Source organism: Curtobacterium sp. MCLR17_034 (genome assembly GCF_003234485.1).
In the GTDB taxonomy this organism is placed as follows: Bacteria; Actinomycetota; Actinomycetes; order Actinomycetales; family Microbacteriaceae; genus Curtobacterium; species Curtobacterium flaccumfaciens.
In genome coordinates this window covers 1-24,993 of record NZ_QKTH01000010.1, presented here as the reverse complement: position 1 = coordinate 24,993, position 24,993 = coordinate 1, and the positions used below count along the sequence as shown (strand labels likewise).

The 24,993-nt window shown below is 72.0% G+C and carries 17 protein-coding genes and 1 tRNA gene; 10 read left to right on the top strand and 8 right to left on the bottom strand.

The window, feature by feature from the left end; genetic code table 11:
* The first annotated feature begins 27 nt into the window (after positions 1-27).
* Entirely contained in the window at positions 28-909 is an 882-nt protein-coding gene (locus DEI98_RS11395; RefSeq protein WP_111100801.1) for a general stress protein, read from the top strand.
* A gap of 402 nt (positions 910-1,311) precedes the next feature.
* On the opposite strand, the gene DEI98_RS11390 is transcribed toward DEI98_RS11395, so the two are convergent.
* The gene (locus DEI98_RS11390; protein WP_071405472.1) at positions 1,312-1,782 is read right to left on the bottom strand and encodes a GNAT family N-acetyltransferase; all 471 of its coding nucleotides are present in this window, start codon (positions 1,780-1,782) and stop codon (positions 1,312-1,314) included.
* Between the two features lie 15 nt (positions 1,783-1,797).
* Positions 1,798-3,282: an aminopeptidase P family protein gene (locus DEI98_RS11385; RefSeq protein WP_111094756.1), complete on the bottom strand. Its 1,485-nt coding sequence runs from the start codon at positions 3,280-3,282 to the stop codon at positions 1,798-1,800.
* Between the two features lie 70 nt (positions 3,283-3,352).
* On the opposite strand from DEI98_RS11385, the gene DEI98_RS11380 reads away from it, so the two are divergent.
* Entirely contained in the window at positions 3,353-4,225 is an 873-nt protein-coding gene (locus DEI98_RS11380; RefSeq protein WP_111088209.1) for a PHP domain-containing protein, read from the top strand.
* A gap of 177 nt (positions 4,226-4,402) precedes the next feature.
* Here the strand turns inward: DEI98_RS11380 and DEI98_RS11375 are convergent, their stop codons facing one another.
* Positions 4,403-5,917 (bottom strand): DEAD/DEAH box helicase, encoded by a 1,515-nt coding sequence (locus tag DEI98_RS11375; protein WP_111029546.1) that lies wholly within the window; start codon positions 5,915-5,917, stop codon positions 4,403-4,405.
* A gap of 159 nt (positions 5,918-6,076) precedes the next feature.
* Here DEI98_RS11375 and DEI98_RS11370 point away from each other — a divergent pair, with 159 nt between their 5' ends.
* Complete coding sequence (locus DEI98_RS11370; protein WP_258370812.1) at positions 6,077-6,790, top strand: ferritin-like domain-containing protein; 714 nt, start codon at positions 6,077-6,079, stop codon at positions 6,788-6,790.
* 73 nt (positions 6,791-6,863) lie between these two features.
* On the opposite strand, the gene DEI98_RS11365 is transcribed toward DEI98_RS11370, so the two are convergent.
* Both DEI98_RS11365 and DEI98_RS11360 read right to left on the bottom strand, forming a co-directional pair.
* Entirely contained in the window at positions 6,864-7,160 is a 297-nt protein-coding gene (locus tag DEI98_RS11365) for a hypothetical protein (RefSeq protein WP_027464580.1), read from the bottom strand.
* Between the two features lie 4 nt (positions 7,161-7,164).
* A complete protein-coding gene (locus DEI98_RS11360) occupies positions 7,165-7,389 on the bottom strand; it encodes a DUF3107 domain-containing protein (RefSeq protein ID WP_031259670.1) in 225 nt (74 codons plus the stop codon).
* A 127-nt stretch (positions 7,390-7,516) separates the two neighbouring features.
* On the opposite strand from DEI98_RS11360, the gene DEI98_RS11355 reads away from it, so the two are divergent.
* Both DEI98_RS11355 and DEI98_RS11350 read left to right on the top strand, forming a co-directional pair.
* Entirely contained in the window at positions 7,517-10,672 is a 3,156-nt protein-coding gene (locus tag DEI98_RS11355; protein WP_181438021.1) for a UrvD/REP family ATP-dependent DNA helicase, read from the top strand.
* Positions 10,669-14,013 carry an ATP-dependent DNA helicase gene (locus DEI98_RS11350; protein WP_258370811.1) on the top strand — a complete coding sequence of 1,115 codons (3,345 nt, stop codon included), beginning with the start codon at positions 10,669-10,671 and terminating at the stop codon, positions 14,011-14,013. The genes DEI98_RS11355 and DEI98_RS11350 overlap by 4 nt, the downstream gene beginning before the upstream one ends.
* A gap of 222 nt (positions 14,014-14,235) precedes the next feature.
* Here DEI98_RS11350 and DEI98_RS11345 read toward each other — a convergent pair whose 3' ends face one another.
* Positions 14,236-15,234, bottom strand: coding sequence for a phosphotransferase (locus DEI98_RS11345; protein WP_110864457.1), 999 nt, complete (start codon positions 15,232-15,234; stop codon positions 14,236-14,238).
* A gap of 116 nt (positions 15,235-15,350) precedes the next feature.
* Here DEI98_RS11345 and nudC point away from each other — a divergent pair, with 116 nt between their 5' ends.
* Both nudC and DEI98_RS11335 read left to right on the top strand, forming a co-directional pair.
* Positions 15,351-16,286, top strand: a complete 936-nt coding sequence (nudC, locus tag DEI98_RS11340; RefSeq protein ID WP_110864458.1) for an NAD(+) diphosphatase — start codon at positions 15,351-15,353, stop codon at positions 16,284-16,286.
* Positions 16,283-18,049: an ATP-dependent helicase gene (locus tag DEI98_RS11335; RefSeq protein WP_181438020.1), complete on the top strand. Its 1,767-nt coding sequence runs from the start codon at positions 16,283-16,285 to the stop codon at positions 18,047-18,049. Before nudC ends, DEI98_RS11335 begins: the two co-directional genes overlap by 4 nt.
* Here DEI98_RS11335 and DEI98_RS11330 read toward each other — a convergent pair.
* Complete coding sequence (locus tag DEI98_RS11330) at positions 17,940-18,797, bottom strand: TOMM precursor leader peptide-binding protein (RefSeq protein ID WP_111100799.1); 858 nt, start codon at positions 18,795-18,797, stop codon at positions 17,940-17,942. The two genes, DEI98_RS11335 and DEI98_RS11330, sit on opposite strands and share 110 nt — an antisense overlap.
* Before the next feature lie 60 nt (positions 18,798-18,857).
* Positions 18,858-20,276, bottom strand: a complete 1,419-nt coding sequence (locus DEI98_RS11325; protein ID WP_110864460.1) for a zinc-dependent metalloprotease — start codon at positions 20,274-20,276, stop codon at positions 18,858-18,860.
* 152 nt (positions 20,277-20,428) lie between these two features.
* Between DEI98_RS11325 and DEI98_RS11320 the strand changes: the two genes are divergently transcribed.
* The 3 genes from DEI98_RS11320 (at position 20,429) to DEI98_RS11310 (ending at position 24,849) form a co-directional block, all read left to right on the top strand.
* Positions 20,429-21,538 carry a PDZ domain-containing protein gene (locus DEI98_RS11320; RefSeq protein WP_111022636.1) on the top strand — a complete coding sequence of 370 codons (1,110 nt, stop codon included), beginning with the start codon at positions 20,429-20,431 and terminating at the stop codon, positions 21,536-21,538.
* Positions 21,539-21,703: 165 nt separating this feature from the next.
* Positions 21,704-24,709 (top strand): UPF0182 family protein, encoded by a 3,006-nt coding sequence (locus tag DEI98_RS11315; protein ID WP_181438019.1) that lies wholly within the window; start codon positions 21,704-21,706, stop codon positions 24,707-24,709.
* Positions 24,710-24,772: 63 nt separating this feature from the next.
* A tRNA-Met gene (locus DEI98_RS11310) sits at positions 24,773-24,849 on the top strand.
* Positions 24,850-24,993: the final 144 nt, after the last annotated feature.

The following is a 24,993-nucleotide window of genomic DNA, read 5'->3' as shown; positions in this document are numbered from 1 at the left end:
GCAAGGTGTGCGGTGAATGATGGCTGTGTGAGCAATCAGAGCCCCTTCGCCGGCAGGACCGCCCAGGCGTTCCCGACGCTGCCCAAGGGCGACGTCCTGGGAACGTACGACAGCTACCCCGACGCGCAGCGCGTGGTGGCGAAGCTGGCCGAGGCCGACTTCCCCGTCAACCAGCTCTCGATCGTCGGCAACGACCTGAAGACGGTCGAGCGGGTCACCGGCAAGATGACCTACGGCCGTGCCGCCATCGCCGGCGCGCTGTCCGGCCTGTGGCTCGGCATCTTCTTCGGCATCGTGCTCACGCTCTTCTCGCCGAGCGCCGGCGGCCTGATCCTGGCTGCTGCGATCATCGGTGCCGCGTTCGGCATGCTCTACGGCATCGTCTCGTTCGCGATCACGAAGCGGCAGCGCGACTTCACGAGCGTGCACCAGGTGCTCGCCACGAACTACCAGATCGTCGTCAACCCGCAGCTGACCGGGCAGGCGCAGCGCATCCTCGGTGAGCACGGGGCGACCCCGTCCACGCACTGGAACGACGCTCCCCAGCAGCAGCAGCAGCAGCAGCAGTGGCGTCCGGGCCCCGGTGGGGTCCCGCCGCAGCAGCAGTCGCCGTACGGCGGGCACGCCACACCGCACCAGCAGCCGGGAGGCCCGCACCACCCCGGTACGTCGGCCCCCGGCGCGCAGACGGGTGCGCCTTCGGGCCCACCGCGCTACGGCACGAACGACGGACCCCGGTACGGGGAGACCCCCGAGACGGCTGCCGCCCCCGCGGCCCCGCCGGTGCCGGAGCGTCGACCCGAGGAGCCGCCGCGCTACGGCGAGCGGGTCGCCGGTGCCACGCCGCCGGAGCCCTCGTCCTCGCCGGACGCCCAGCGCGACGGCGACGGGGACAGCGACCGCCGCTAGCCGGGCTCCGGCCAGCGCGATCGGGCTTCGTCCTCGGGTCGTGCGAGATCGGGTCGCGCGAGGTCGGGTCGTGCGAGGTCGGGTCGTGCGAGATCGCTCGACACGCCGTTCGCGTTCGCCGAGGTCGCACGAACTGTCGCCGCCGAGCTGCGCGGGCGGCACTTCGTGCGACCTCGGCGGCGTCCGGGTGGTCCGGGCGGTCGCAACACCCCGCGCGCACGGCCTCGAGCGGTCAGAGATCGTCGTTCGGCGCCGGCCCAGACGACGGTTCGTGACCGCTCGACCTCGGGCAGACGGCACGTCGTGACCGAGAGCCGAGCGGGCTCGGGCGCGCGCGAGCCGGGCTTGCGCGCGGCGCGGTCCGGGCTTGCGCGCGGCGCGGTCCGGGCAGGCTCGGGCGGGCTAGAGGACCTTCGAGAAGCAGACCGACAGGGGCGCCCCGACGTAGGGCCCGAAGTTCGCGATCCGCCGGAACCCCTCGCGCTGGTAGAACCCGACGGCGCGCTGCTGCTCCGTGCCCGTCTCGAGGACGAGCGCCGGGGACCCGAGGTCGAGCGCCGCTTCTTCCAGCCGGCGCAGCAACGCAGCCGCGGCGCCGGAGCCGCGGGACTCCGGTCGGACGTACATCCGCTTGATCTCGGCGATGCCGTCGTCGACGATGCGCAGGCCCCCGCACCCGAGTGGAGTCCCGGACTCGTCGCGTGCGACGAAGAACACCGCGATCGACTCGGCGGTCGGCTTCTCACCCGGTTCGGTGTCGCCGCCGTGCGCCCGGTCGATCTCCAGGCGCTGGGCGGCGCGGAGTCGCTGGGCGTCGGGGGAGTCGAAGTGCTCGACCTCGATCGAGATGGTGTTCGGGGAGGCCTCGGGCATGGTCACCCGATCAGGCTAGCGGCCCGAGCGGGCGATCCACCCCTCCACTTCCGAGGGGGTCCGGGGGATGCCGACCGACAGGTTCTCGGCACCGTCCTCGGTCACCAGGATGTCGTCCTCGATGCGGACACCGATGCCGCGGAACTCCTCCGGCACGGTCAGGTCGTCCTGCTGGAAGTACAGCCCGGGCTCGATCGTGAAGACCATGCCGGCCTGCACGGTGCCGTCGAGGTACATCTCACGACGGGCCTTCGCGCAGTCGTGCACGTCGAGCCCCAGGTGGTGGCTCGTGCCGTGCACCATGTAACGACGGTGGAACTGGTTGTCCGGCTCGAGCGACTCGGCGGCCGAGACCGGCAGGAAGCCCCACTCGGCGGTCTTGCGCGCGATGACCTCCATCGCGGTGGCGTGCACCTGGCGGAACGTGATGCCCGGCTTGACGATCGCGAACGCGGCGTCGGCGGCCTCGAGCACGGCTTCGTAGACCATCCGCTGCACGGGGGAGAACGTGCCGCTCACCGGGAGCGTGCGGGTGATGTCGGCGGTGTAGAACGAGTCGACCTCGACCCCGGCGTCGATGAGGATGAGGTCGCCCGGCTGCACGGCGCCGTCGTTGCGGGTCCAGTGCAGGATGCAGGCGTGGTGGCCGGAGGCGGCGATGGTGTCGTAGCCCACGGTGTTGCCGTCGGCGCGCGCCCGGCGGTTGAACGTTCCTTCGACGATGCGCTCACCGCGCGGGTGCGCGAGCACGGCGTCGAAGTCGCCGATGACGTCGTCGAACCCGTGCTTCGTGGCGTCGACGGCCTTGCGGAGCTCACGGACCTCGTACGCGTCCTTGACCAGTCGCAGCTCGGACAGGTCGCGGGCGAGCAGGTCGTCGGTGGCCGGCGACCCCTCGGTCTCGTCCGCGCCACCGATCGCTGCGCCGATGCGGGCGTCGAGCGAACGGGTCAGGTCGTCGTCGGCTTCACGGACGAGCAGCGCCGACGCGTCGAGTGCGTCGGCGACGGCCGTGAACGCCCCGAGGTCGGCCGTGGCCAGCCCGAGGTCGGCGGCGACGGCGTCGAGCGAGGGGCGCGGACCGACCCAGAACTCCCCGATCTCGGGGTTGGCGTAGAACTCTTCCGAGTCGCGGCCCGCGGTGGCGCGGAAGTACAGCGTGGCGTCGTGGCCGGAGCCGTTCGGCGTCATCACGAGCACGGAGCCGACGACGGTGTCGGTGCCCCAGCCGGTCAGGTGCGCGAAGGTGGAGTGCGGGCGGAACGGGTAGTCGCAGTCGTTCGAGCGGACCTTGGCCTGCCCGGCCGGCACCACGATCGTGCGGCCCGGGTGCAGCTCGGAGACGCGCGCGCGACGCTCGGCGGCGAACGCGGCCTGCTCGCGGGGCTCGGGCTGCGCTTCCGAGCGCTCGGCCCACTGCGACCCGATGAAGTCCTTGAAGGTCGAGGACCCGGGGGTCGTGGATCGGTTGCTCGTCGCGCGGGGAGTCGTGTCGGCCATGCGTCCATCATCGCACCGCCGGGCGACACCCGGCCTGTGCGGCCGCTCACCTGTGGATAGCATTGGCCACGTGCCAGACCCGTTCATCGACCTGCACGCGCACTCCAGTGTCTCCGACGGCACCGAGCGTCCCGCGGAGCTCGTCCGAGCGGCCGCGGCTGCCGGACTCGACGCCGTCGCGCTGACCGACCACGACACGACCGCGGGGTGGGCGGACGCCACGGCCGCGGCGCGCGAGCTGCCCCTGACCCTGCTGCCGGGCCTCGAGCTGAGCACCCGCATCGGCTACCGCAGCGTGCACGTGCTCGGCTACCTGGTGGACCCCGAGCACCCCGGACTGGTCGAGGAGACGACCCGGATCCGCGACGGCCGGCTCTCCCGCGCGCACCGCATGGTCGACCGCATCGCCGAGGACCACCCGATCACCTGGGCGGACGTCCTGGCCCAGTCCAGCCCCGGTGCCACGATCGGCCGCCCGCACATCGCCGACGCCCTGGTCGCCCGCGGGCTCGAGTCCGACCGGTCCGCAGCCTTCCGCGGCATCCTGCACCCGGCGTCCGGCTACTACGAACCCCACGAGGCACCGTCGCCCCTGCGCGGCGTCGAACTCATCCGGCAGGCCGGCGGCGTGCCCGTCATCGCGCACCCCGCGGCGTCCTCGCGCGGGATCGTCATCGACGAGCCGATGCTCCGCGACCTGGTCGACGCCGGGCTCGGCGGGCTCGAGGTCGACCACCGCGAGAACCTGGCACACGGCAAGCGCACCCTGCTCGACTGGGCGACGCGCTACGGCCTGTTCGTCACCGGTTCGAGCGACTACCACGGCACCGGCAAGCCGAACCGGCTGGGGGAACACCGCACCGCACGCGTCTCGTTCGACGCGATCGTGTCCGAGGCGACGGGCAGCGCTCCCGTCGTCGGACCCGGCTCGCGCCTGTCCTGACGCGTCGCGTCGTCCCACCGAAGCGACAGATCTCGGTCGGCGCGGCTTGACCCATCCGCGAAAGCGACAGATCCCCGCTGACAGTTGGCGGCGATCTGTCGCCCTCGCGGGGCAGTCGGCGGGCGGGGACGACGAAGGGCCCGTCGCGTCAGCGACGGGCCCTTCGGTCTGGAGGCGCTACTCGCCGTCCGACGTGCCCTGCGGTGCCGAGGCGGTCGCCGAGGCATCGCCGGTGCCGGCTCCGCGACGGCGGCGACGGCGACGACGCTTCGCGGCGCCGTCGGTGGTGGAACCACCTTCGACGGCCGAGCCGTCCTCGGTGCCCGCCGCGGTGGTGGGGGCGACCGACTCGGTGGCTGGAGCCTGCGGGGCGGACTGCTCCGAGCCTCCTGACCGGGTGCGGCTGCGCGACCGCGAACGCGACGCGTCACGCGAACCCGAACCCGAGGCCGGGCGGTCGCTGCTGCGCTTCTCGACGGGGGCGCCAGCCGAGGCGGCGTGCGACGACGAGCCGGGCAGACGGCCCTTGGTGCCCTTGGGGATGTCGAGTTCCTCGAACAGGTGGGGCGACGACGAGTAGGTCTCGACGGGCTCGGGGATGCCGAACTCGAGGGCCTTGTCGATCAGCGTCCACTTGTGCAGGTCGTCCCAGTCGACGAACGTGACCGCGATACCGGTCTTGCCGGCGCGGCCCGTGCGGCCGGCGCGGTGCAGGTACGTGTCCGGGTCGTCCGGGATCGTGTGGTTGATCACGTGCGTGACGTCGTCCACGTCGATGCCGCGGGCGGCGACGTCGGTGGCGATGAGCACGTCGCGCTTGCCGGCCTTGAACGCCGCCATCGCGCGCTCGCGCTGCTCCTGGTTGAGGTCGCCGTGCACCGCTGCGGCGTTGAACCCGCGGTCCTTCAGTTCCTCGACGAGCTTCGCCGCGGCACGCTTGGTGCGGGTGAAGATCACGGTCTTGCCGCGGCCCTCGGCCTGGAGGATGCGGGCGATGACCTCGTCCTTGTCCAGGGAGTGCGCACGGTAGATGAGGTGCTTGATGTTGGCCTGCATGAGGCCCTCGTCCGGGTCGGTCGCCCGGATGTGCACCGGACGGCTCATGAACCGGCGGGCGAGGGCGACGATCGGCGCGGGCATCGTCGCCGAGAACAGCATCGTGTGCCGCACCTCGGGGACGGCCTGGAAGATGCGCTCGATGTCCGACAGGAACCCGAGGTCGAGCATGCGGTCGGCCTCGTCGAGCACCACCTCTTGCACGTGGGAGAGGTCGAGCAGACGCTGCCGCTGCAGGTCGATGAGCCGCCCGGGCGTGCCGACGACGATCTGGGCACCGGCCTTGAGCTGCTCCACCTGGCCCTCGTAGGCCTTGCCGCCGTAGATCGAGACGACCGTGGTCGGGCGGTTCGAGGCCGCGAGCTCGAGGTCCTCGGTGACCTGGACCGCGAGTTCACGGGTCGGGACGACGACGAGCGCCTTCACGCCGTGCGCCGGGTCGGCGCCGAGTCGCTGGATCAGCGGCAGGCCGAAGCCGAGCGTCTTGCCGGTACCCGTCTTGGCCTGGCCGATGATGTCCTGGCCGGTCAGGCCGAGCGGGATGGTCTGTTCCTGGATCGGGAAGGGCTCGATGATGCCCTTGCCGGCCAGTGCATCGACGATGTCCTGGTCGATGTTGAGGTCTGAGAAAGTCAAAGAATCACCTTAGTTCTGGTGGAAGTCCGGGCCAGTCTACCGACGGGCGCGTGGTCCGGGGCGCGGTGGGGTGCTTCGGGGAGTCGGGCGGTCCGGTCCGGGCGCCGAGCGGGGCGACCGGCGGGTCCCACGGGGCGCGCCCTCTATGCTGGTCGGGTGGTGTCGTGGTGGAACCGGAAGCGCGCGGCGCAGCTCGCTGCCGCATGGCTCGCGTCGCGGAACCCCCGCGGAGCCGCGCAGGTCAAGCGCCTCGCGCTCGACGACGTCACCCCGGAGCTCGACGTCTACCTCGGGCAGGCCGCGTACCTGCAGCTCTCCGTCTACGAGACGATGGGACGAGCCGGTGCTTCGGCACCGACGCTCTCCGGCCGTCTGGTGACCGGGGTCCTCGCGACCACGGCGCTCGAGCGGCACCGCACGATCGTGGCCGAGATCGAGCGCAGCGGTGGCGACCCGGCGGCGCTGATGGCCCCGCACCGCGAGGCGATCGACCTGTTCCTCGAACGGACGAGCGGCGCCGACTGGTACGAGTCGATGCTGACCGGCTACGTGACCGCCGGCATCCTGAACGACCTGTTCGGCAACCTGCTCCGCTCGCTGCCGACGGACGTGCGGCAGCGGCTGCGGTCGGTGTTCGACGCGCGCGAGGAAGCGGCGGTCGTCGAGGAGCTGACGGCTCACATCGAGGACGACCCGCAGATCGGTTCGCGTCTGGCGATGTGGGGACGACGTCTGGTGGGCGACACCCTGCTCGTCGCACGGTCGGCGCTGGCGTCGCACGCCCGAGAGGACCAGGAGCGGCTCGAGCCGGTCTGGACCGAGCTCATCGCCGCGCACACCCGACGGATGGACGCGCTCGGCCTGACGGCCTGAGCGGTCGAGCGTCGGGCGCCGAGCGTCTGAGTTGCTCGAGCGTCAGGCGCCGCGCGTCTGAGTTGCTCGAGCGTCAGGCGCCGCGCGTCTTGAGCTGCTCGTAGTACTCGGCGTCGCGCTTGTCGCGCTGCGTGCCGAGGAGCCACTCGACGACGAGGACTACCACGCCGGAGCCCACGAGGGCCACGACCCAGATCCAGGTGCCGTCGTACCGCCACCCGGCCCAGGTCAGCGCTTCCCAGAGCACTGCTGCGGCGATGCCGCCGACCGCTGGGCCGACGAGCACGCCACGGTTCGACCGCCACGGCAGGATCACGTGCGCGACCGCACCGATGATGACGCCGCCGAGGACGGCGAAGAGCAGTTCCACGTCGTCAGGCGACGAAGCCGATGCGCCGTGCCTCTTCCGCGCCGACCTCGACGTACGCCAGGGCCGAGACGGGGACGATGAAGCGACGGCCCTTGTCGTCCTGGAGCGACAGGTGCGTCGACTTGGCGGTGAGCGCCTCGGACACGGCCTTCTCGACCTCGTCCGCGGTCTGGGCGGTCTCGAAGGCGATCTCGCGGGGGCTGTTGATGATGCCGATCTTGATGTCCACGAGCACAGCGTATCCGAGCGGTCCCGTGCGGCATCGGGCGTTCGCCGCGGGCGCACTCGACGGCGTGACGACCGGTGCCCCGCGCGTCCGCAGCGGTGCTGTCGGCGGTCCTGGGTACCGTACGAGCGTGCCGCAGACCTTGCTGATGCCCGCTCCCGAGGACACCGGGTTCGCGCGCGCACTGGTCGACGACCCCTCGCAGGCCGCGGTGCTCGCGTTGCCGGACGGCCGTCACGCCGCGGTGATCGGTGCGCCGGGCAGCGGCAAGACGACCACGCTCGCACGGCTCGTCGCAGACCGGCTGACCCGTCCCGACGCGATCACCCCCGACGGCCACGCGACGGTGCTCGCCCTGACCTCGGCGCGGACGGCCGCGACGGCGCTGCGTGACCGGCTCGCTCGGACGGTCGACCGGGTCGTGCCGGGTGCCCTCGCACGCACCGTGAACTCGCTGGCGTTCCAGATCGTCACCCACGCGGCGTCGGTGCAGGGGCAGGAACCCCCGACGCTGCTGACCGGCGGGGAGCAGGACCGGATCATCGCCGACCTGCTCGCCGGGCACGAACTCGACGGAGCCGGACCGACCTGGCCCGACCCCATCACCGCCGTCGTCCGGGAGCGAGCGGGGTTCCGCACCGCCCTGCGCGACGTCATGATGCGTGCGGTGGCGGCCGGCGTCGAGCCCGACGACATGCGGGAACTCGGCGACGAGCTCGGACGGCCCGAGTGGCGGGCCGTCGGGGACTTCGTGGACGACTACCGGGCATCGGTCACCGCGTTCCGGCCGACCGGGCTCGACTCCGGCGAACTCGTGGCGTACGCCACCGCCGCGGTGCTGCGGCACGAGCTCCCCGCGAGCATCGCCGCCCTGCGCCTGGTCGTGGTCGACGACACGCAGGAACTGGTGGAGGGTGAGATCGCGCTGCTCGGGGCACTCGCGCGCTCCGGCGTGCAGGTCGTGGCCTTCGGCGACCCGGACATCGCCGCCTCGGCGTTCCGCGGCGCCGAACCGGACGTGCTCGGTCGACTGGCCGTGCGCCTCGGGGTGGACCGTGTCGACGAGCTGTTCCTCGGCGCCGTGCACCGGCACCCCGCCCCGATCCGCGCCCTGGTCACCGGCGTCACGGGTCGCATCGGCACCGCGGCGGCCGGTCGGCAGCGCAGCGCGTCGGCGGGCGACCAGGATGCGCGGCCCGACGCCGTCGTGCACCTCGAGGCCGCCAGCCGGTCCGCGCTCGTCGTGGCGATCGCCCGTCGACTCCGCGAACACCGCCTGCTCGACGGCGTGCCATGGCACCGGATGGCCGTGGTCACCCGCAGCGGTGCTGCCATCCCCGAACTCGTCCGGGCACTCTCCGTGGCCGAGGTCCCGGCGACTGCCGGTGCCGCGCCCGTCCGTCCGCGCGACGACTCCGCGGCGCGGGCGCTGCTCGACGCGGCCGCGGTGGCGCTCGACGTCCTGCCGCTCGACGCCGCCCTGGCCACCGCGTTCGCCACCGGGCCCCTCGGTGGCCTCGACACCCTGGCGATGCGTCGGCTCCGGCTCGCCCTGCGGCGTGAGGAGCTCGCGGGCGACGGCAGCCGCACCGCCGACGAACTGCTGGTCGATGCCCTGGGCGCACCGGAGCGCCTGGCGACGGTGGACGCCGGGTTCGCACGACGAGCGACCCGGCTGGCCCGGAGCCTGGTGCAGGCGCGTGCCGACGCCCAGGCAGGATCGAGCATCGAGGAGATCCTCTGGGGCCTCTGGGAACGCAGCGGTCTTGCAAAGTCGTGGGGCGCCCCGTCCGCCGCCGGTGGGGTCGGCGCCGGGGAAGCCGACCGGCACCTGGATGCCGTCGTCGGCCTGTTCACCGCCGCCAAGCGCTTCGTCGAGCGCACGCCGGACGCCCCCGCGCGGGTCTTCGTCGACGACCTGCTCGGCGCCGACCTGCCAGAGGACTCGATCGGCCCCGACCGGACCGCCGGCCGGGTGCGGGTCCTGACGCCGTCGGCGACGATCGGGCTCGAGTGCGACGTGGTCGTCGTGCTCGGTCTGCAGGACGGCGTCTGGCCCAACACCCGGGTGCGCGGCAGTCTGCTCGACCCGGACGGCCTGGTCCGCGCTGCCGCCGGGGTCGAGCGTTCGCCCATCGACGACCGTGCCGCCGTGGTCGCCGACGAACTCCGGCTGTTCGCCCGGGCCGTCTCGCGCGCCACCACCCAGGTCGTCATCGGCACGGTCGCGAACGACGACGAGTCGCCGTCACCCTTCGTCCGGCTCGTCCCGGTGCCGCCTGACCGTCAGCCGACCGTCCACCCACTGTCCCTGCGTGGGCTCGCCGGCTCGCTGCGCCGCCGGGTGGTGGGCTCCGGCGACCACGAGGCCGCGTCCGCCCTGGCCCGCCTGGCCGAGGCCGAGGTCCCCGGGGCGGCTCCGGACGAGTGGTACGGGCTCGCCGAACCGACCACGGACGACCCCCTGGTCGACCTCGACGCCGAGCCCGCGCCCGAGGTCGAGGGCGGAGAGCCCGTCTCCCCGGCCGTGTCGGTGTCGCCGTCGCGGATCGGCACCTTCGAGGAGTGCCCGGTGCACTGGTTCGCGCAGACCTTCGGCGGCGGTGCCCCGAGCCCGGCGATGGGCATCGGCACGATCGTGCACGAAGCGATGGAGCACGCCACCGAGATCGACGTCGAGTCGCTGTGGGAGCGGGTCGAGGCGCGGTGGGACGAGCTCACGTTCGAGTCGCCCTGGGTCGCCGACCGCGAACGTGCCCGGACCCGGCGGATGATCGAGGGGCTGAGCGACTACCTCCGCACCTTCGCCAGCGCCGGCCGTCGACTGCTCGGCGCCGAGACCTCGTTCGCGCTCGTGACCGGGCCCGCCCGGATCCGGGGGAGCATCGACCGCATCGAGGTCGACCCCGAGGGGCGGGTGAGCGTCGTCGACCTGAAGACCGGCCGTTCGATGCCCAGCGAGAAGAACGACATGCCGGAACACCCGCAGCTCGGGGCCTACCAACTCGCGGTCGAGGACGGCGCGGTCGAGGGTGTTCCGGCTGGGTCTCCGATGACCGACGCCCGGCTGGTCTTCGTCCAGAACCCCCGCGGCGGACAGGCGTACTCCGAGCGGACCCAGCACGCGTTCGACGCCGAGGCGCGCGAGGCCTACCGCGAGCGGTTGCACGGAGTGGCGCGGGGCATGGCCGGCCGGACGTTCGTGGCGAACGTGGACGACCACTGCGAGAAGGCCCGGACCGGGGTCGAGTGCCGGATCCACGTGGTGGCGGAGGTGACCTGGTGAGCGACACGGCGGACACGACCGACACGGCGGACACGACCGGCACGGCGGACACGACCGGCACGGCGGACACGACCGGCACGGCGGACACGACCGGCACGGCTGCTGCTGCTGCTGCGGACGGCACGGTTGCCGCTGCACCGCCCGTCATCCGGCACGGCGCCGACGCCATCGCCGACGCTCTCGGCCGCCCCCGTCCCACCGCCCAGCAGCGCGCCGTCATCGAGTCACCGCTCGTGCCGGCGCTGGTCGTCGCCGGTGCCGGCAGCGGGAAGACCGAGACGATGGCCTCGCGCGTCGTCTGGCTGCTGGCCAACGGACTCGTCCGCCCCGACGAAGTCCTCGGCCTGACCTTCACCCGCAAGGCCGCCGGCGAGCTGTCCGTTCGCATCAACGACCGCATCCGCGCGCTCGAGGACGTGGGGTTGATCACCCCCGGTGACGCCTTCGAGGCACCCACGGTCTCGACGTACAACGCCTTCGCCAACGCGGTCTTCCGTGAGAACGCCCTGCTCGTCGGGCGTGACGGCGAGTCCCAGGTGCTGACCGAACCGTCGGCCTGGCAGCTCGCCCGTCGGGTCGTGGTGGCCGCCCGCGACGACCGGCTCGCCGGACTCGACCGCGACGTCGACACCCTGACCGCAGCCGTGGTCGCGCTCGCCGGTGCCACCTCGGAACACCTCGTCGAGCCAGAGGACCTGCGCCGGTTCGCGATCGAGTTCTCGGAGCTGCTCGAACTCCCCGGCAACCGCGGCAAGCCGTACAAGGCGATCACGGACGCGGTCGCCGCGATCGGCGCCCTCGAACCCCTGGCCGACCTGGTCGCCGAGTTCCGACGACAGAAGGTCGACCGCGGGTTCGTGGAGTTCTCCGACCAGATCGCCCTCGCGCTCGCCGCGGCCGAGTCGGCCCCTCGTGTCGTCTCGGACCTGCGGAGCCGGTACGGGGTGGTGCTCCTCGACGAGTACCAGGACACCTCGGTCGTGCAGACCCGGTTCCTCGCGCGGCTGTTCCGCGGGCACTCGGTGATGGCGGTCGGCGACCCGCACCAGTCGATCTACGGGTTCCGTGGTGCGAGCGCCGCGAACCTCGCCCGGTTCCCGCACGACTTCGGCGGCGACGAACCCGGCGTGGCCGAACCCGTCACCTTCGCGCTGTCGACCAGCTGGCGGAACCCGGTGGACGTGCTCGCGGGGGCGAACGCGATCGTGTCGCCGCTGTCCGAGGCGTCCGAGGTCGACGTCGAACGGCTCTCGCCCCGGCCGGGTGCGGACGCCGGCACCGTGCGGGTGGTGTTCCCCGAGACCCTGCCGGAAGAGGCCGACGAGGTCGCGGCGTGGTTCCAGGACCACCGCAGGCAGGACCCGGCGGGCTCGATGGCGCTGCTGCTGCGGGCCCGGAAGGACCTCGCGGCGTTCACGGCGGCGCTCGGTGCCCGTGGGGTGCCGTACCACGTGCTCGGCACGGGCGGACTGCTCCAGCGTCCGGAGATCGTCGACCTGGTGGCGTGCCTGCGCGTCCTGCACGACCCGGCGGCCGGCAACGACCTGATCCGGCTGCTCGCGGGTGCACGGTGGCGGGTCGGGGCGGCGGACATCGTCGCCCTGCACCAGCTCGCCCGGTGGCTGTTCCAGCGTGATCACACCCAGCAACGCCTCGACGACGACCTGACCGCGGCCTTCCGGGCCTCCGTGGCCGCCGGGGAGCACGGGTCGATCGTCGACGCGCTCGACTTCGCCGCGACCGCACCCGACGAGCACGGCGCGCTCGAGGGCATCACCCCCGCGGGTCGCAGCCGGATGCGTGCGCTCGGCGGGCAGCTCGCGATGCTCCGCTCACGCGCAGGGAGCGACCTGGTCGACTTCGTGACGCTCGTCGTGCAGGAGATGCGACTCGACATCGAGGTCGCCGCGCACGAACAGGGCAGCGGCGCGTACCTCGACGCCTTCATCGACGAGCTCGCCGGTTTCGTGTCGACCGACGACCGCGCCGACCTCGGTTCGTTCCTCGGGTGGATCGACGCCGCAGCCCGACGGGACGACATGGGCCCGCGGTCCGAGGAGCCTGAGGCCGGCACCGTGCAGATCCTGACGATCCACGGGTCCAAGGGGCTCGAGTGGGACGCCGTCGCAGTGCCCCGGATGGTCGAGGGCGGCCTGCCGGCGCGTCCGCAGGAGGGCTCGTCCGGCTGGCTCGGGTTCGGCCGGCTGCCGTACGAGTTCCGTGGAGACGCCGCCGAGCTGCCGCGACTCGCATGGCGCGGGCAGGAGACCCAGAAGGACGTCACCACGGCGATCGACGCCTTCAAGGAACAGGTGAAGGCCCGCAACGAGGACGAGGAACGCCGGCTCACCTACGTCGCCCTGACCCGTGCGAAGCACGACCTGCTGGTGTCCGGCTCGTTCTGGGCCGGCGGGGTCCGACCCACCGAGCCGAGCCGCTACCTGCGCGACCTGGTGGACGCCGGCGTCATCGACGGTGCGGCGATCCCGGAGACGACGGTGCACGACGAGAACCCGATGGGGGAGAGCGGCGCGACCCAGACCTGGCCGCACGTGCCGTTCGGGCAGCGTGCGCCGCGGGTCCTGGCTGCCGCCGAGCGGGTGCGGAACGCGAACCCCGGTGCTGCGGGGCGCTTCGCCGCCGACATCGACCTGCTGCTCGCCGAACGGTACGCCACCCGGAACGCGAAGCACGCGGTCGCCGTCCCGCACCGGGTCCCGGCGTCGGGCTTCAAGGACTACCTGACCGAACCCGACTCCGTGGCCGAGCGGCTCCGCCGGCCGATGCCGGAGCGCCCGTACCGGGCCACCCGGCTCGGCACGCTGTTCCACCAGTGGGTGGAACAGCGGGCACGGAGCGGCGGCGCGCTCGAGACGCTCGACGTGTGGGACGGCGAGCTCGACCTCGATGCCGACGACCTCGCCGATTCGTCGCCGGACGCCGTGGTCACCGACGACGACGCCCGTCGACTCGCGGACTTCCAGGCGACGTTCGCGCGCTCACGGTGGGCCGGGCTGACGCCGATCGAGGTCGAGCGCGAGATCCACATCCCGTTCCTCGGGCACAGCGTCGTCTGCAAGCTCGACGCCGTGTACGAGATCGACGGGCGCGCCGAGGTGGTCGACTGGAAGACGGGCAAGGCGCCGTCGGGGGCGGACGACCTGGCCCGCCGCACCCTGCAGCTCGCGTTGTACCGCGTCGCCTACGCCGAGTTCACCGGGCGGCCGCTCGACCAGGTCGACGCGGTGTTCTACTTCGTCGCCGACGACCTCGAGGTCCGTCCGACCGAGCTGCTCGACCGAGCCGGACTCGAGCGCGCGTGGTCCGAGGCCGTCGGCTGACGTCCTGCGGGCGCGCTGCGCCCGTCGCACGCGCTGCGCCCGTGTCGCGCTCCGCCCGTGTCGCGCTCCGCCCGTGTCGCGCTCCGCCCTGGAGGCCCGGTGCCGGTCCGCCGGACCCGCGCCGGGCCTCCAGGCGGTCGCGTCCACGACTCCTGCCGCACCTTGGTGAGCAGAAATGGTCGGGTGCGCCGCAGCGACCCGACCATTCCTGCTCACGAAGCGTCAGCCGTGGCGGCGTTCGGTGGAGGACAACAGCTGCTCCACCTCGCCGATCTCCATCGTCTCGGGTGACACGGACTGCAGTGGTTCCGCACTCGGGGCGTGCACCGCGTCGACCAGGCGGTGCATCATCGCGACGGCGTCGTCGACGACCTCGGTGCTCTTCGCCTGGACGCCGTGCAGCAGCCAGTGCGCCGTCTCGAGTTCGTGGTGCACGCGTGCACGCTGTGCGAGCTGGCGGTCGCGTCCGCCGCCGTTCGCCTCGTAGGCGCTGAGGACGGTGTCGAAGGCATCGCGGCGGCCGGCGAGCACCCAGGCGAGGTCCTTCGCCGGGTCGCCGAGCCGCAGCTCGCCCCAGTCGAGGATCCCGGTCACCGCGTCGCCGTCGACGAGCAGGGCGCCGGTGCCGAGCGAACCGTGCACGACGGTCGGCGTGAACTGCCAGAGCTGCTGGTCGCGGGCGGCACCCTCCCAGCGTTCGACGAGCGCGGCGGGGACGAGCTTGGTCGCCACGGCGCGGTCCATCACCGAGACGGCGGACCGGAGCACCTCGAACGGCGTGAGCGACGGCAGGCCGGCGTCGGAGACGAAGCTCGTCGGCAGCTGGTGGATCGAGGCGAGGGCACGGCCGACGCTGGTGGCGAGGTCGGGGCGCTCGACGAGCGACGCGAGGGTCGGGTGAGCTCCGGCCAGCCGCGTCGTGACGATGGCGCGCGTCGACCCGATCGGCGCCTGGCCGCGGTACTCGGCGACGCCGAACGGCAGGCGTGTGCGGATGCCGGCGCTCAGCGCGCGGATGGCGACGAGGTCGGCCGACTGCCGCGCCTCGGCGCGCTGGTTCCGGGGGCGGCGGATGACGATCTCGGTGCCGTCGGCGTCGCGGAGGAGCGCCGACTCGTAGTCGCCGGCCGCGGCCGAGCCGAGCGTGCGCGTGCCCGTGACGAGGAGACCTGGAACGGCCGTCGTCGCCAACGCGGCTAGAGTGAACTGGGATCCCGCCATGCCCCTCAGGGTAGGCGCGTGTCGCGTGCACGGCTGCACGCCACGCTGTTCGGCGGCCCGCACGCCCACCGCACGTCTCCTGCACGTCCGCACCCGATCCGAGGAGCTCTCCCGCCGTGACCGTCGAGTTCGCCGCCCGGCTCCCGCTGTCCCGCAACGAACTCGACCGCGACGCCGAGTTCCGCACGACCGACGACGTCGAGCGTGTCCTGCGCGAGGACGAGCGCACCCGGTACCTGCCGGTGCGTGGTGCCGAGATGCTCCGGAACGCCGACGGCACCCTGCGCTTCGTGACCGCGACGGAGATCCCGGTCGACACCGTGACTCTGTACCTCGGCCGTGCGGTGTCGGACGCCGTCGATGCCCCGGCGGGTACCCGCTTCGTCGCCGCCCTGATCGACAGCGCGACGGCGACCGCGATCGAACCCGACGACGACGCCTGGCAGAGCCTCCGGATGTTCGGCACCGAGCTCTCGCCGCGCGACCAGGGCCTGGCGGTCGAAGCCGTCGCGATGGCCAACTGGCACGCCGTGCACGGCTTCTCGCCGCGCACCGGCTCACCCACTGCCGTTGTGAGCGGCGGATGGGTCCGCCGCGACCCCGAGGGACACGACCTCTTCCCGCGTACGGACGCGGCGATCATCGTCGGGGTCGTCGACGCCGACGACCGGATCCTGCTCGGTTCCAACGCCGCGTGGGACGCCGATCGGTACTCGCTGCTGGCCGGGTTCGTCGAGCCGGGGGAGTCGCTCGAGGACGCGGTCCGCCGCGAGGTCTGGGAAGAGTCCGGCGTCCGTGTCGAGGAGCCCGAGTACCTCGGCTCGCAGCCGTGGCCGTTCCCCGCGTCGCTGATGGTGGGCTTCCGCGCCCGCGCAGCCGGCGGTGACCCGACGACCGCCCGCCCCGACGGCGTGGAGATCCTGGACGTCCGGTGGTTCTCGCGCGACGAGATCCGCGAGCGCGCCGGCGACACCCTGCTGCTGCCGGGACGCACCTCGATCGCCCGCGCCATCATCGAGGAGTGGTACGGCGGGCCGCTGGACCTGCCGTGAGCGTCACCGGTCCGCGCGGTGCACCGGGTGCCGGGGCAGTCGAACCCCGGCCGCCCTCGCCCGACGAACTGCTCGCCGCGCTCGACGCCGAGCAGCGGACGGTCGCCCGCACCCTGCTCGGTCCGGTCGCGGTGCTCGCCGGCGCCGGGACGGGAAAGACCCGCGCGATCACGCACCGGATCGCCTACGGCGTCGCCACCGGGACCTACGCGCCGAACCACGTCCTCGCGCTGACGTTCACGACCCGTGCCGCCGGCGAACTGCGGTCGCGCCTGCGCGCGCTCGGGGCCGGGACGGTCCAGGCGCGCACCTTCCACGCCGCCGCGATGGCGCAGCTCAGCTACTTCTGGCCGGACACCGTCGGCGGGCACGCCCCCAAGATAGTCGAGTCCAAGGGGCGGATGATCGCCCACGCCGCGGACACGGTCGGCATGAACGTCGACACCCCGGTGCTCCGCGACCTGGCCGCCGAGGTCGAGTGGCGCAAGGTGCAGATGCTCTCGCTCGACGAGTACGAGGCCGCCGCCGCCGACCGGGTGATGCCGCGCGACACCACGCCGCGCCGGGTCATCGACCTGATGAAGGCGTACGAGCGACTGAAGGACGACCGGCGGCAGTTGGACTTCGAGGACGTCCTGCTGGCGACCCTCGGCATGGTCGAGTCCGAGCCCCGCGTGGCGTCGTACGTGCGGCAGCAGTACCGGTTCTTCGTCGTCGACGAGTACCAGGACGTCTCGCCCGTGCAGCACGACCTGCTGCGGGCCTGGCTGGGCGGCCGTGACGACCTGTGCGTCGTCGGCGACGCCAGTCAGACCATCTACTCGTTCGCCGGCGCCTCGAGCGACTACCTGCTCGGGTTCGGGTCGGAGTTCCCGCGCGGGTCGGTCTTGCGCCTCGAGCGGAACTACCGCTCCACCCGCGAGGTCGTGTCCGCGGCCAACACGCTGATGCGCGGCCAGCCCGGCGCGCTCGACCTGGTGGCCCAGAGCCAGGAACCGGGTCCGGAACCGGTGGTGCTGGCCTGCGTCCACGACGGTGACGAGGCACAGACCATCGCCCGGCGCATCGCCGAGCTCGTCGGGGCCGGAGCGTCCTACGGGGACTGCGCCGTGCTCTTCCGCGTCGGAGCGCAGTCCGCTGCGCTCGAGTCCGCGCTCGGCCGGAACGGCATCCCCTACCGCGTGCAGGGCGGGACCCGGTTCTTCAACCGCCCGGAGGTCAAGCTCGCCGTCCACCACATGCGCGGCGAGGCGATCCGGCAGACCGACGACGAGTTGACCCGACGGGTCCGGCTGGTGCTGCAGGTCAGCGGCTGGACGGAGACGCCGCCGGAGGGCACCGGCGCAGTCCGTGAGCAGTGGGAAGCGCTGCAGGCGATCATGGGCCTGGCCGAGGACGCCCCCGTCGGCACGACGATGCAGCAGTTCACCCAGGACCTGGTGGACCGTGCGGCGACGCACCACGAGCCCGAGGTCGATGCTGTCACGCTCGCGACGCTGCACTCGTCGAAGGGTCTGGAGTGGCCGCACGTGGTCATCGCCGGCGCCGCCGAGGGGCTCCTGCCGATCTCGCACGCGTCGACCGACACCGAGGTGGACGAGGAACGACGCCTGTTCTACGTCGGGCTGACGCGCGCCCGCCGTTCGGTCACGATCACGTGGTCGCAACAGGGCTCCACGCGTGGGGGAGCCCGGGCTCCGAGTCGGTTCCTGGCAGCGCTCGGCACGCGCACCGCGGATGGGGCCGGACCGGCGAACGGCTGACCGACAGGTCGTCGCGCTCGAAGACGAGCTGGTCGGGCTCGGCTCGTTGCGTCCGGAGCGGGAGCCGTTCCAGCAGCATCCGCGTCGTGGCGGCGGCCACCGCCGCCGCCCGCCACAGTGACAGCGGTGCCGGGTGCCGCCCCCACACCTGAGCGGCGATGGCCGGCCAGGCCGGGTCATCGTCGACGCGTGCGTACTCAGCGCACTGGAGGCACGGCCCGGCCCCCGGCACGACGAACGGACCGAGACGGACGCGTCCGTCGCCGACGACGACCGCCAGGTGCGGCACGCCCCGGCGGGTCCACGCGGCGCGGAGCGCCGGGTCGACGACGTGGTCGGCCACCACCACGGCGAGGCGCGGTTCGGGCTCGGGCAGTACGATCGGGCCCCCGGCGGGCGCGGTGGTGCGGCTGACCGTCACGCCCTCGCCGGACAGGAACGTCGCCACGGTGTCGGCGAGGACACCGGCGCCGTGCACCTCGATGCGTTCGAGCGGCTCGGGCAGGACCTCGACCACCGCGGGCGACGCGGCACCGAGCACACCGGCAGCACGTTCCGGCGAGCACCCCGACGCGGCCGCCAGGCCTGCCAGCACGTCGTGGCCGGTCTCGCGTCGCAGACCGTTGAGGAACCGTTCTTCCCCCGTGGTGGGCACCGCGACGACGGCGCGTGGAGGATCGACCCCGAGCTGGACCGTGGCGGGGTCACGCCAGACGAACTCGAGCGTCGGATCGATGCGGATGCCCATGACCCCACGGTGCCGGAGTACGCGGCACGCGTGGGGTCACCAGGGGGATCTGTGGAGAACTCAGCGGGGCTGATCGCCCGTGTCGTTCCCGGGCTCGTCGCCCGCTCCACCCTCGGGGTCGTCGGCCACGCGGCCGGACTCGTCCTCGTGCGGACGCGCACCGGTCGAGTCGTTCAGCAGGTCCTCGAGGGCCTTGTCGAACGCGTCGTCCTCGTCGGTCTGGGACGGGTTCCGCAGCCGTGCGACGAGGGCGTCGGGTGCGTCGACGTCGTCCGAGGTCGGCACCAGGTCGAAGTGCGACCAGAGGGCGTCACGCTCTTCGGCGCCGAGCTCGTCGGTCACCCGCTGCCACATCGCGGCGGCTTCACGTAGACGACGCGGACGCAGCTCGAGGCCGACGAGTGTCGCGAACGCCGACTCGGCCGGGCCGCCGGCCGCACGGCGACGGCGCACCATCTCGGCGATCGCTCCGGCCTTGGGGAGACGGACGGTGGCCGCGGCGGTGACCGTGTCCACCCAGCCCTCGACCAGGGCGAGCATCGTCTCGAGCCGGGCGAGCGCGGCGTCCTGCTCGGCGGTCCGCGGCGGGATGAGGGCACCCGAGGCGAGTGCGTCGCGCAGCTGCTCCTGGTTGGTCGGGTCGATGTCGGCCGCGAGTTCCTCGACGCGGTCGAAGGGGATGTGGATGCCCCGCGCGTAGTCCGTGATGGACGAGATGATGTGCAGCCGGAGCCACCGTGCCGACCGGAAGAGCCGGGCGTGGGCGAGTTCGCGGACCGCGAGGTAGATGCGGACCTCGTCCTCGGAGACGTCGAGGCCCTCGGCGAACTCGGCGACGTTCTGGGGCAGGAGTGCCGCGACCTGCTCGTCGAGGAGCGGTACGCCGACGTCACCGCCGGAGACGACCTCCTTCGACAGCTGCCCGACGACCTGGCCGAGCTGGATCGCGAACAGTGCCCCGCCGATACCGCGCATCGCCTTCGAGACGTCGCCGAGCATCGCCTTGAGCTGCTCGGGAGCACGCTGGTCGATCGCCTCGGTCAGGGCATCGGCGATGCTGAAGGCCACCGGCTCGGCGATCTGCGTCCACACCGGGACGGTCGCCTTGGCCCACTGCTCACGCGTGTAGAGGCTCGGGGTCGCGGTCAGCTCGGCGACCGTCGTGACCTCGTCGAGCCACAGTGCAGCGACCTGGAAGGCCTGGTCGGCCGCCTGCGAGGTGGCCGGGTCGACGGGGTGGCCGCCGTCCCGAGCGATCGCGGTGGCGCGTTCGGCGGTGGCCGAGAAGTCGATGCCGTCACCGCCGGACTGCGCGGCACGCTGGAGCTGGCTCATCAGGTTCGCCACGGAGGCCGGGTCGTTCGGCAGACCGGCGGCACCGGCGAGCTGCGACGGGTCGATCTGCCCCTCGCCCGAGAGCAGCTTGCGCAGCATCTCCTGGAAGTCGTCGTCCGGCCCCGGCTGTGGTTCATCAGGCATGCCGACTACGCTAATCGCTGCTCACGGGGCCGCACCTGGGATGCCCCCGTGGGAACGCCCGAAGCGCTGCGCCCAGGGCGAACAGCCCCGTCGCGAGACGTGGGCGACCACCCTGCCGCCAGGCGCGGGTGCCCACCTCGGAAGGACCCCGCGTGACCCTCTTCGCCCCCGCGCCCCGTCGTCGCTCGCGTGCCCGGACCGTCGGGTGGGCGTTCCTGATCGGCGCGGTCGTGCTGGGACTGCTGGCGAGCCTGCTGCCGAGCCCGTACCTCATCGAGGTCCCCGGGCCGGTCTACAACACGATCGGCACGCAGGAGCAGGGGACGGGCAAGGACGCGAAGGACGTCAAGCTCATCCAGGTGTCCGGCCACGAGACGTACCCGACGGCCGGCGCCCTCGACATGCTCACCGTCGGCATCCAGGGCGACGCCACGAACCGCCCGTCGTGGACCAGCGTGATCCGCGCGATCTTCACCAGGTCGCAGGCGGTGATCCCGGTCGAGGCGATCTACCCGAGCGGCACCACGACCGAGCAGGTGAACGAGCGGGACTCCGCCGACATGCAGGCGTCGCAGCAGTCGGCCGTTGCCGCCGCGCTCATCCAGCAGGGGAACGACCTGCCCACCGAACTCGAGGTCAGCGCCGTGCAGGAGGGCTCAGCGGCCGACGGCGCGATCGAGAAGGGCGACGTCATCACGGCGTTCGACGGCAAGTCGCTCACGACCAACGCCGACGCGGTGAGCCTGCGTGAAGCCGTCGCGCAGCACGGCACCTCGAGCCCCGCGACCGTCACCGTCGAACGGGACGGCGCGACGAAGGACGTCCGGGTGACGCCGCGCAGCGAGCAGGGCACGGCGCTGCTCGGGGTCGGCGTCACCGAGCGCTACGAGTTCCCCTTCAAGGTGTCGATCCGCCTGCAGGACGTCGGCGGTCCGTCCGCCGGCATGATGTTCGCGCTCGGGATCATCGACGAGATCACGCCGGGCAAGCTCAACGGCGGCAAGCACGTCGCGGGCACCGGCACGATCACGGCAGACGGCGAGGTCGGGCCCATCGGCGGGATCCGGCAGAAGCTCTACGGCGCCGCGGACGCGGGCGCCACGGTGTTCCTCGCCCCCGCGGACAACTGCGACGAGGTCGTCGGGCACGTGCCGGACGGGCTCGACGTCTACAGCGTCTCCACGCTCGACCAGGCCGTCACCGACCTGCAGACGATCGCCGACGGCGGGAGCACCGCGAAGCTCGCCCGCTGCGGGTCCTGACCCGCTCCTGAGTCCCCGTACAGGTTCACGCTCGGTCCGGTCCCATAGGATCAGTGTCACTGACGGCCCGCCGCGAGCCGGGCCCGCCGGTCCGACACGTCTGGAGCACATCAAGTGACGACAACCTCGTCCACCTCGGGGCGGCGTTCGCCGCGGGTCCCCATCGTGGTCACGATCATCGTGCTGGCCGCACTGGTGATCGCCTTCTTCATCTTCGCCAGCCTGTACACCGACTACGCGTGGTTCGCGCAGCTCGGGTTCCAGCAGGTCCTCACCACCCGGTGGATCGCCGGGACCCTGATGTTCCTGGCGGGCTTCCTCGGCATGGCGGTCCCGGTCTTCGTGAGCATCGCGCTCGCGTTCCGGTTCCGGCCGGTCTACGCGAAGCTCAACTCGCAGCTCGACCGCTACCAGCAGGTCATCGAGCCGCTGCGGCGCGCCGTGATGATCGGCATCCCCGTGGTCCTCGGCATCTTCGCGGGGCTCTCGACCGCGGGTCGCTGGAGCATGGTCCTCGAGTACTTCAACCGCACGCCGTTCGGCAAGACCGACCCGCAGTTCGGACTGGACATCGGGTTCTACGTGTTCGAGCTGCCGTTCTGGCGCTCGATCGTGGCCTACTCGTCGGCCGTCGTCCTCATCGCCGGCCTCGCCGCGCTCGCTGCGAGCTACCTCTACGGCGCGCTCCGCTTCGGTGGTCGCGAGGTCCGGATCTCCCGTGCTGCGCGAATCCAGCTGGCGGTCACGGCGGCGCTCTACATCGCGCTGCAGGCCGTCAGCCTCTGGCTCGACCAGTACGCGGCGCTGACGAAGTCGAACTCGCTCATCACCGGTGCCCAGTACACCGACGTCAACGCAGTGATCCCGGGCCGCGAGATCATGGCGGGCATCGCGGCGATCGTCGCGCTGCTCTTCATCGTCACGGCGGTCATCGGCCGCTGGCGCATCTCGATCGTCGGGACGGGCCTGCTGCTCGTCGCCGCGATCGTCGTCGGCGGCATCTACCCGTGGGTCGTCCAGCGTCTGCAGGTGAAGCCCTCGGAGCGCACCTTCGAGTCCGCCTACATCGAGCGGAACATCAAGGCCACGCGAGACGCCTACGGTGTCGCCGGTGTCGAGGAACAGAACTACGACGCCACGACCGAGACGAGCTCGGGTGCGCTCGCGAAGGACGCGCAGACGACGGCGAACATCCGTCTCATCGACCCGAAGATCGTCTCCGACACGTTCAGCCAGCTGCAGCAGTACCGGCAGTACTACCAGTTCCCGAAGGAGCTGGACGTCGACCGCTACGACGTCAAGGGCGAGACCGAGGACACCGTCATCGCGGTCCGCGACATCGACCTCGCCGGGCTCAGCTCGGCCGCGAACACGCAGTACAACCGGGCGTTCGTCTACACCCACGGCTACGGCGTCACCGCGGCCTACGGCAACCAGCGCGCGAGCGACGGCAAGCCGGTGTTCCTCGAGTCCGGGATCCCGTCGAACGGTGCGCTGGGCGACTTCCAGCAGCGCGTGTACTTCGGTGAGACCTCGCCGCCTTACTCGATCGTGGGTGCGCCGAAGGGCACGAAGGACGTGGAGCTCGACTACCCGTCCGGTTCCGACGACGACAACGGCGGCAACGCGACCACCACCTACGCCGGCGACGGCGGTCCGAGCCTCGGCAACTTCTTCAACCGGCTCGTCTACGCCGCGAAGTTCCAGTCGGAGCAGATCCTGCTCTCGAACGCGGTGAACAAGGACTCGCAGATCCTCTACGACCGCGACCCGATCACCCGCGTGCAGAAGGCGGCGCCGTACCTGACCGTCGACAGCGACGCCTACCCGGCGATCGTCGACCACCGCATCCAGTGGGTGGTGGACGGATACACCACGAGCGACGCGTACCCGTACTCGCAGAGCCAGAGCCTGTCGGACAGCATCGCCGGCGCCGAGTCCTCGACGTACCGCACCGACCAGGTGAACTACATCCGGAACTCGGTGAAGGCCACCGTCGACGCCTACACGGGCAAGGTGACGCTGTACACGTGGGACACGAAGGACCCGGTCCTGAAGACGTGGCAGAAGATCTTCCCGACGTCGATGAAGCCGGTGTCGAGCATGAGCGCCGAACTCCTCGACCACGTGCGGTACCCGACGGACCTGTTCAAGGTGCAGCGCTCGATCCTCGGTACGTACCACGTGACCAACGCCAACTCGTTCTACTCGGGTGACGACGCGTGGAACACCCCGCAGGAACCGACCAGCACGGCGACGTCGGACAGTGACGCCGACACCGCGGCGACGTCGACGAACGCGCTCGGCGCGCAGACGACGACGACCGCCAACAGGGCGAACCTGCAGGACCCGTACTACCTGACGATGAAGGTGCCGGGGCAGGGGACGGCGTACTCGCTGTACACGACCTACATCCCGCAGCAGTCGGCCGGGGCGAACAACCGCAACGTGCTGACCGGCTACCTGGCGGTGAACTCCGACGCGGGCGGTGCCGGCAAGGGCGAGAAGGCGTCGGGCTACGGCAAACTCACGCTGTTGACGATGCCGAAGACCGACAACATCCCGGGCCCCGGGCAGGTGCAGAGCCTCTTCAACGGTGACTCGACCGTGTCGCAGGAGCTGAACATCCTGAAGCGGGGCAACTCGACCGTGAAGCAGGGCAACCTGCTCACGCTGCCGGTCGGCGGTGGGTTCCTCTACGTGCAGCCCGTCTACGTCCAGTCGACCTCGAGTGGTTCGTACCCGTTGCTGCAGAAGGTCCTCGTGGCCTTCGGCGACAAGATCGCGTTCGAGGACACCCTCGACGAAGCGCTGAACTCGCTGTTCGGCGGCGACTCCGGTGCGGCGGCCGGCGACTCCGGCGCAAGCGGCAGCGACAGCGGTTCCGGTTCCGGTTCCGGTTCCGACAGTGGATCCGGTTCCGACACGGGGTCCGGTTCCGACACGGGTTCCTCGGGCTCCGGCTCGACCGGCTCGACCGGCTCGACCGGCTCGACGGGTTCCGGCTCGACCGACAACGACGCTCTGCAAGAAGCCCTGGCCGACGCCAAGGCAGCCCTGCAGGACCGCCAGGAGGCCTACGCCGACAACGACCTGGTGGCCGCGGCGGAAGCCGATCAGCGCCTCCAGGACGCGATCGAGGCCGCCACGGCAGCCGAGAACGGCAACTGACACACCGTGGCGGGGCACTCGATTTGTGTCCCGCCACGGCCCCGTGTAGGCTTCTAAACGTGCCGCGGGGTGGAGCAGTTCGGTAGCTCGCTGGGCTCATAACCCAGAGGTCGTAGGTTCAAATCCTGCCCCCGCAACCAAGCGTCACACGAAGGCCCCGGTCCAACAGGACCGGGGCCTTCTTCGTGTCCCCGACGCGAGACGCCCGGCGCAGGACGCCCGGCGCAGGACCCCCGCCGCAGGACCCCCCCCGCCGCAGGCCCTGTCTCTTATACACATCTGAC

Coding starts and splice junctions, on each gene's coding strand:
- DEI98_RS11390 (WP_071405472.1), bottom strand. CDS start 1,782: ATGCCCGAGGCCTCCCCGAACACCATCTCGATCGAGGTCGAGCACTTC.
- DEI98_RS11325 (WP_110864460.1), bottom strand. CDS start 20,276: ATGCCTGATGAACCACAGCCGGGGCCGGACGACGACTTCCAGGAGATG.
- DEI98_RS11345 (WP_110864457.1), bottom strand. CDS start 15,234: ATGGCGGGATCCCAGTTCACTCTAGCCGCGTTGGCGACGACGGCCGTT.
- DEI98_RS11330 (WP_111100799.1), bottom strand. CDS start 18,797: ATGGGCATCCGCATCGATCCGACGCTCGAGTTCGTCTGGCGTGACCCC.
- DEI98_RS11385 (WP_111094756.1), bottom strand. CDS start 3,282: ATGGCCGACACGACTCCCCGCGCGACGAGCAACCGATCCACGACCCCC.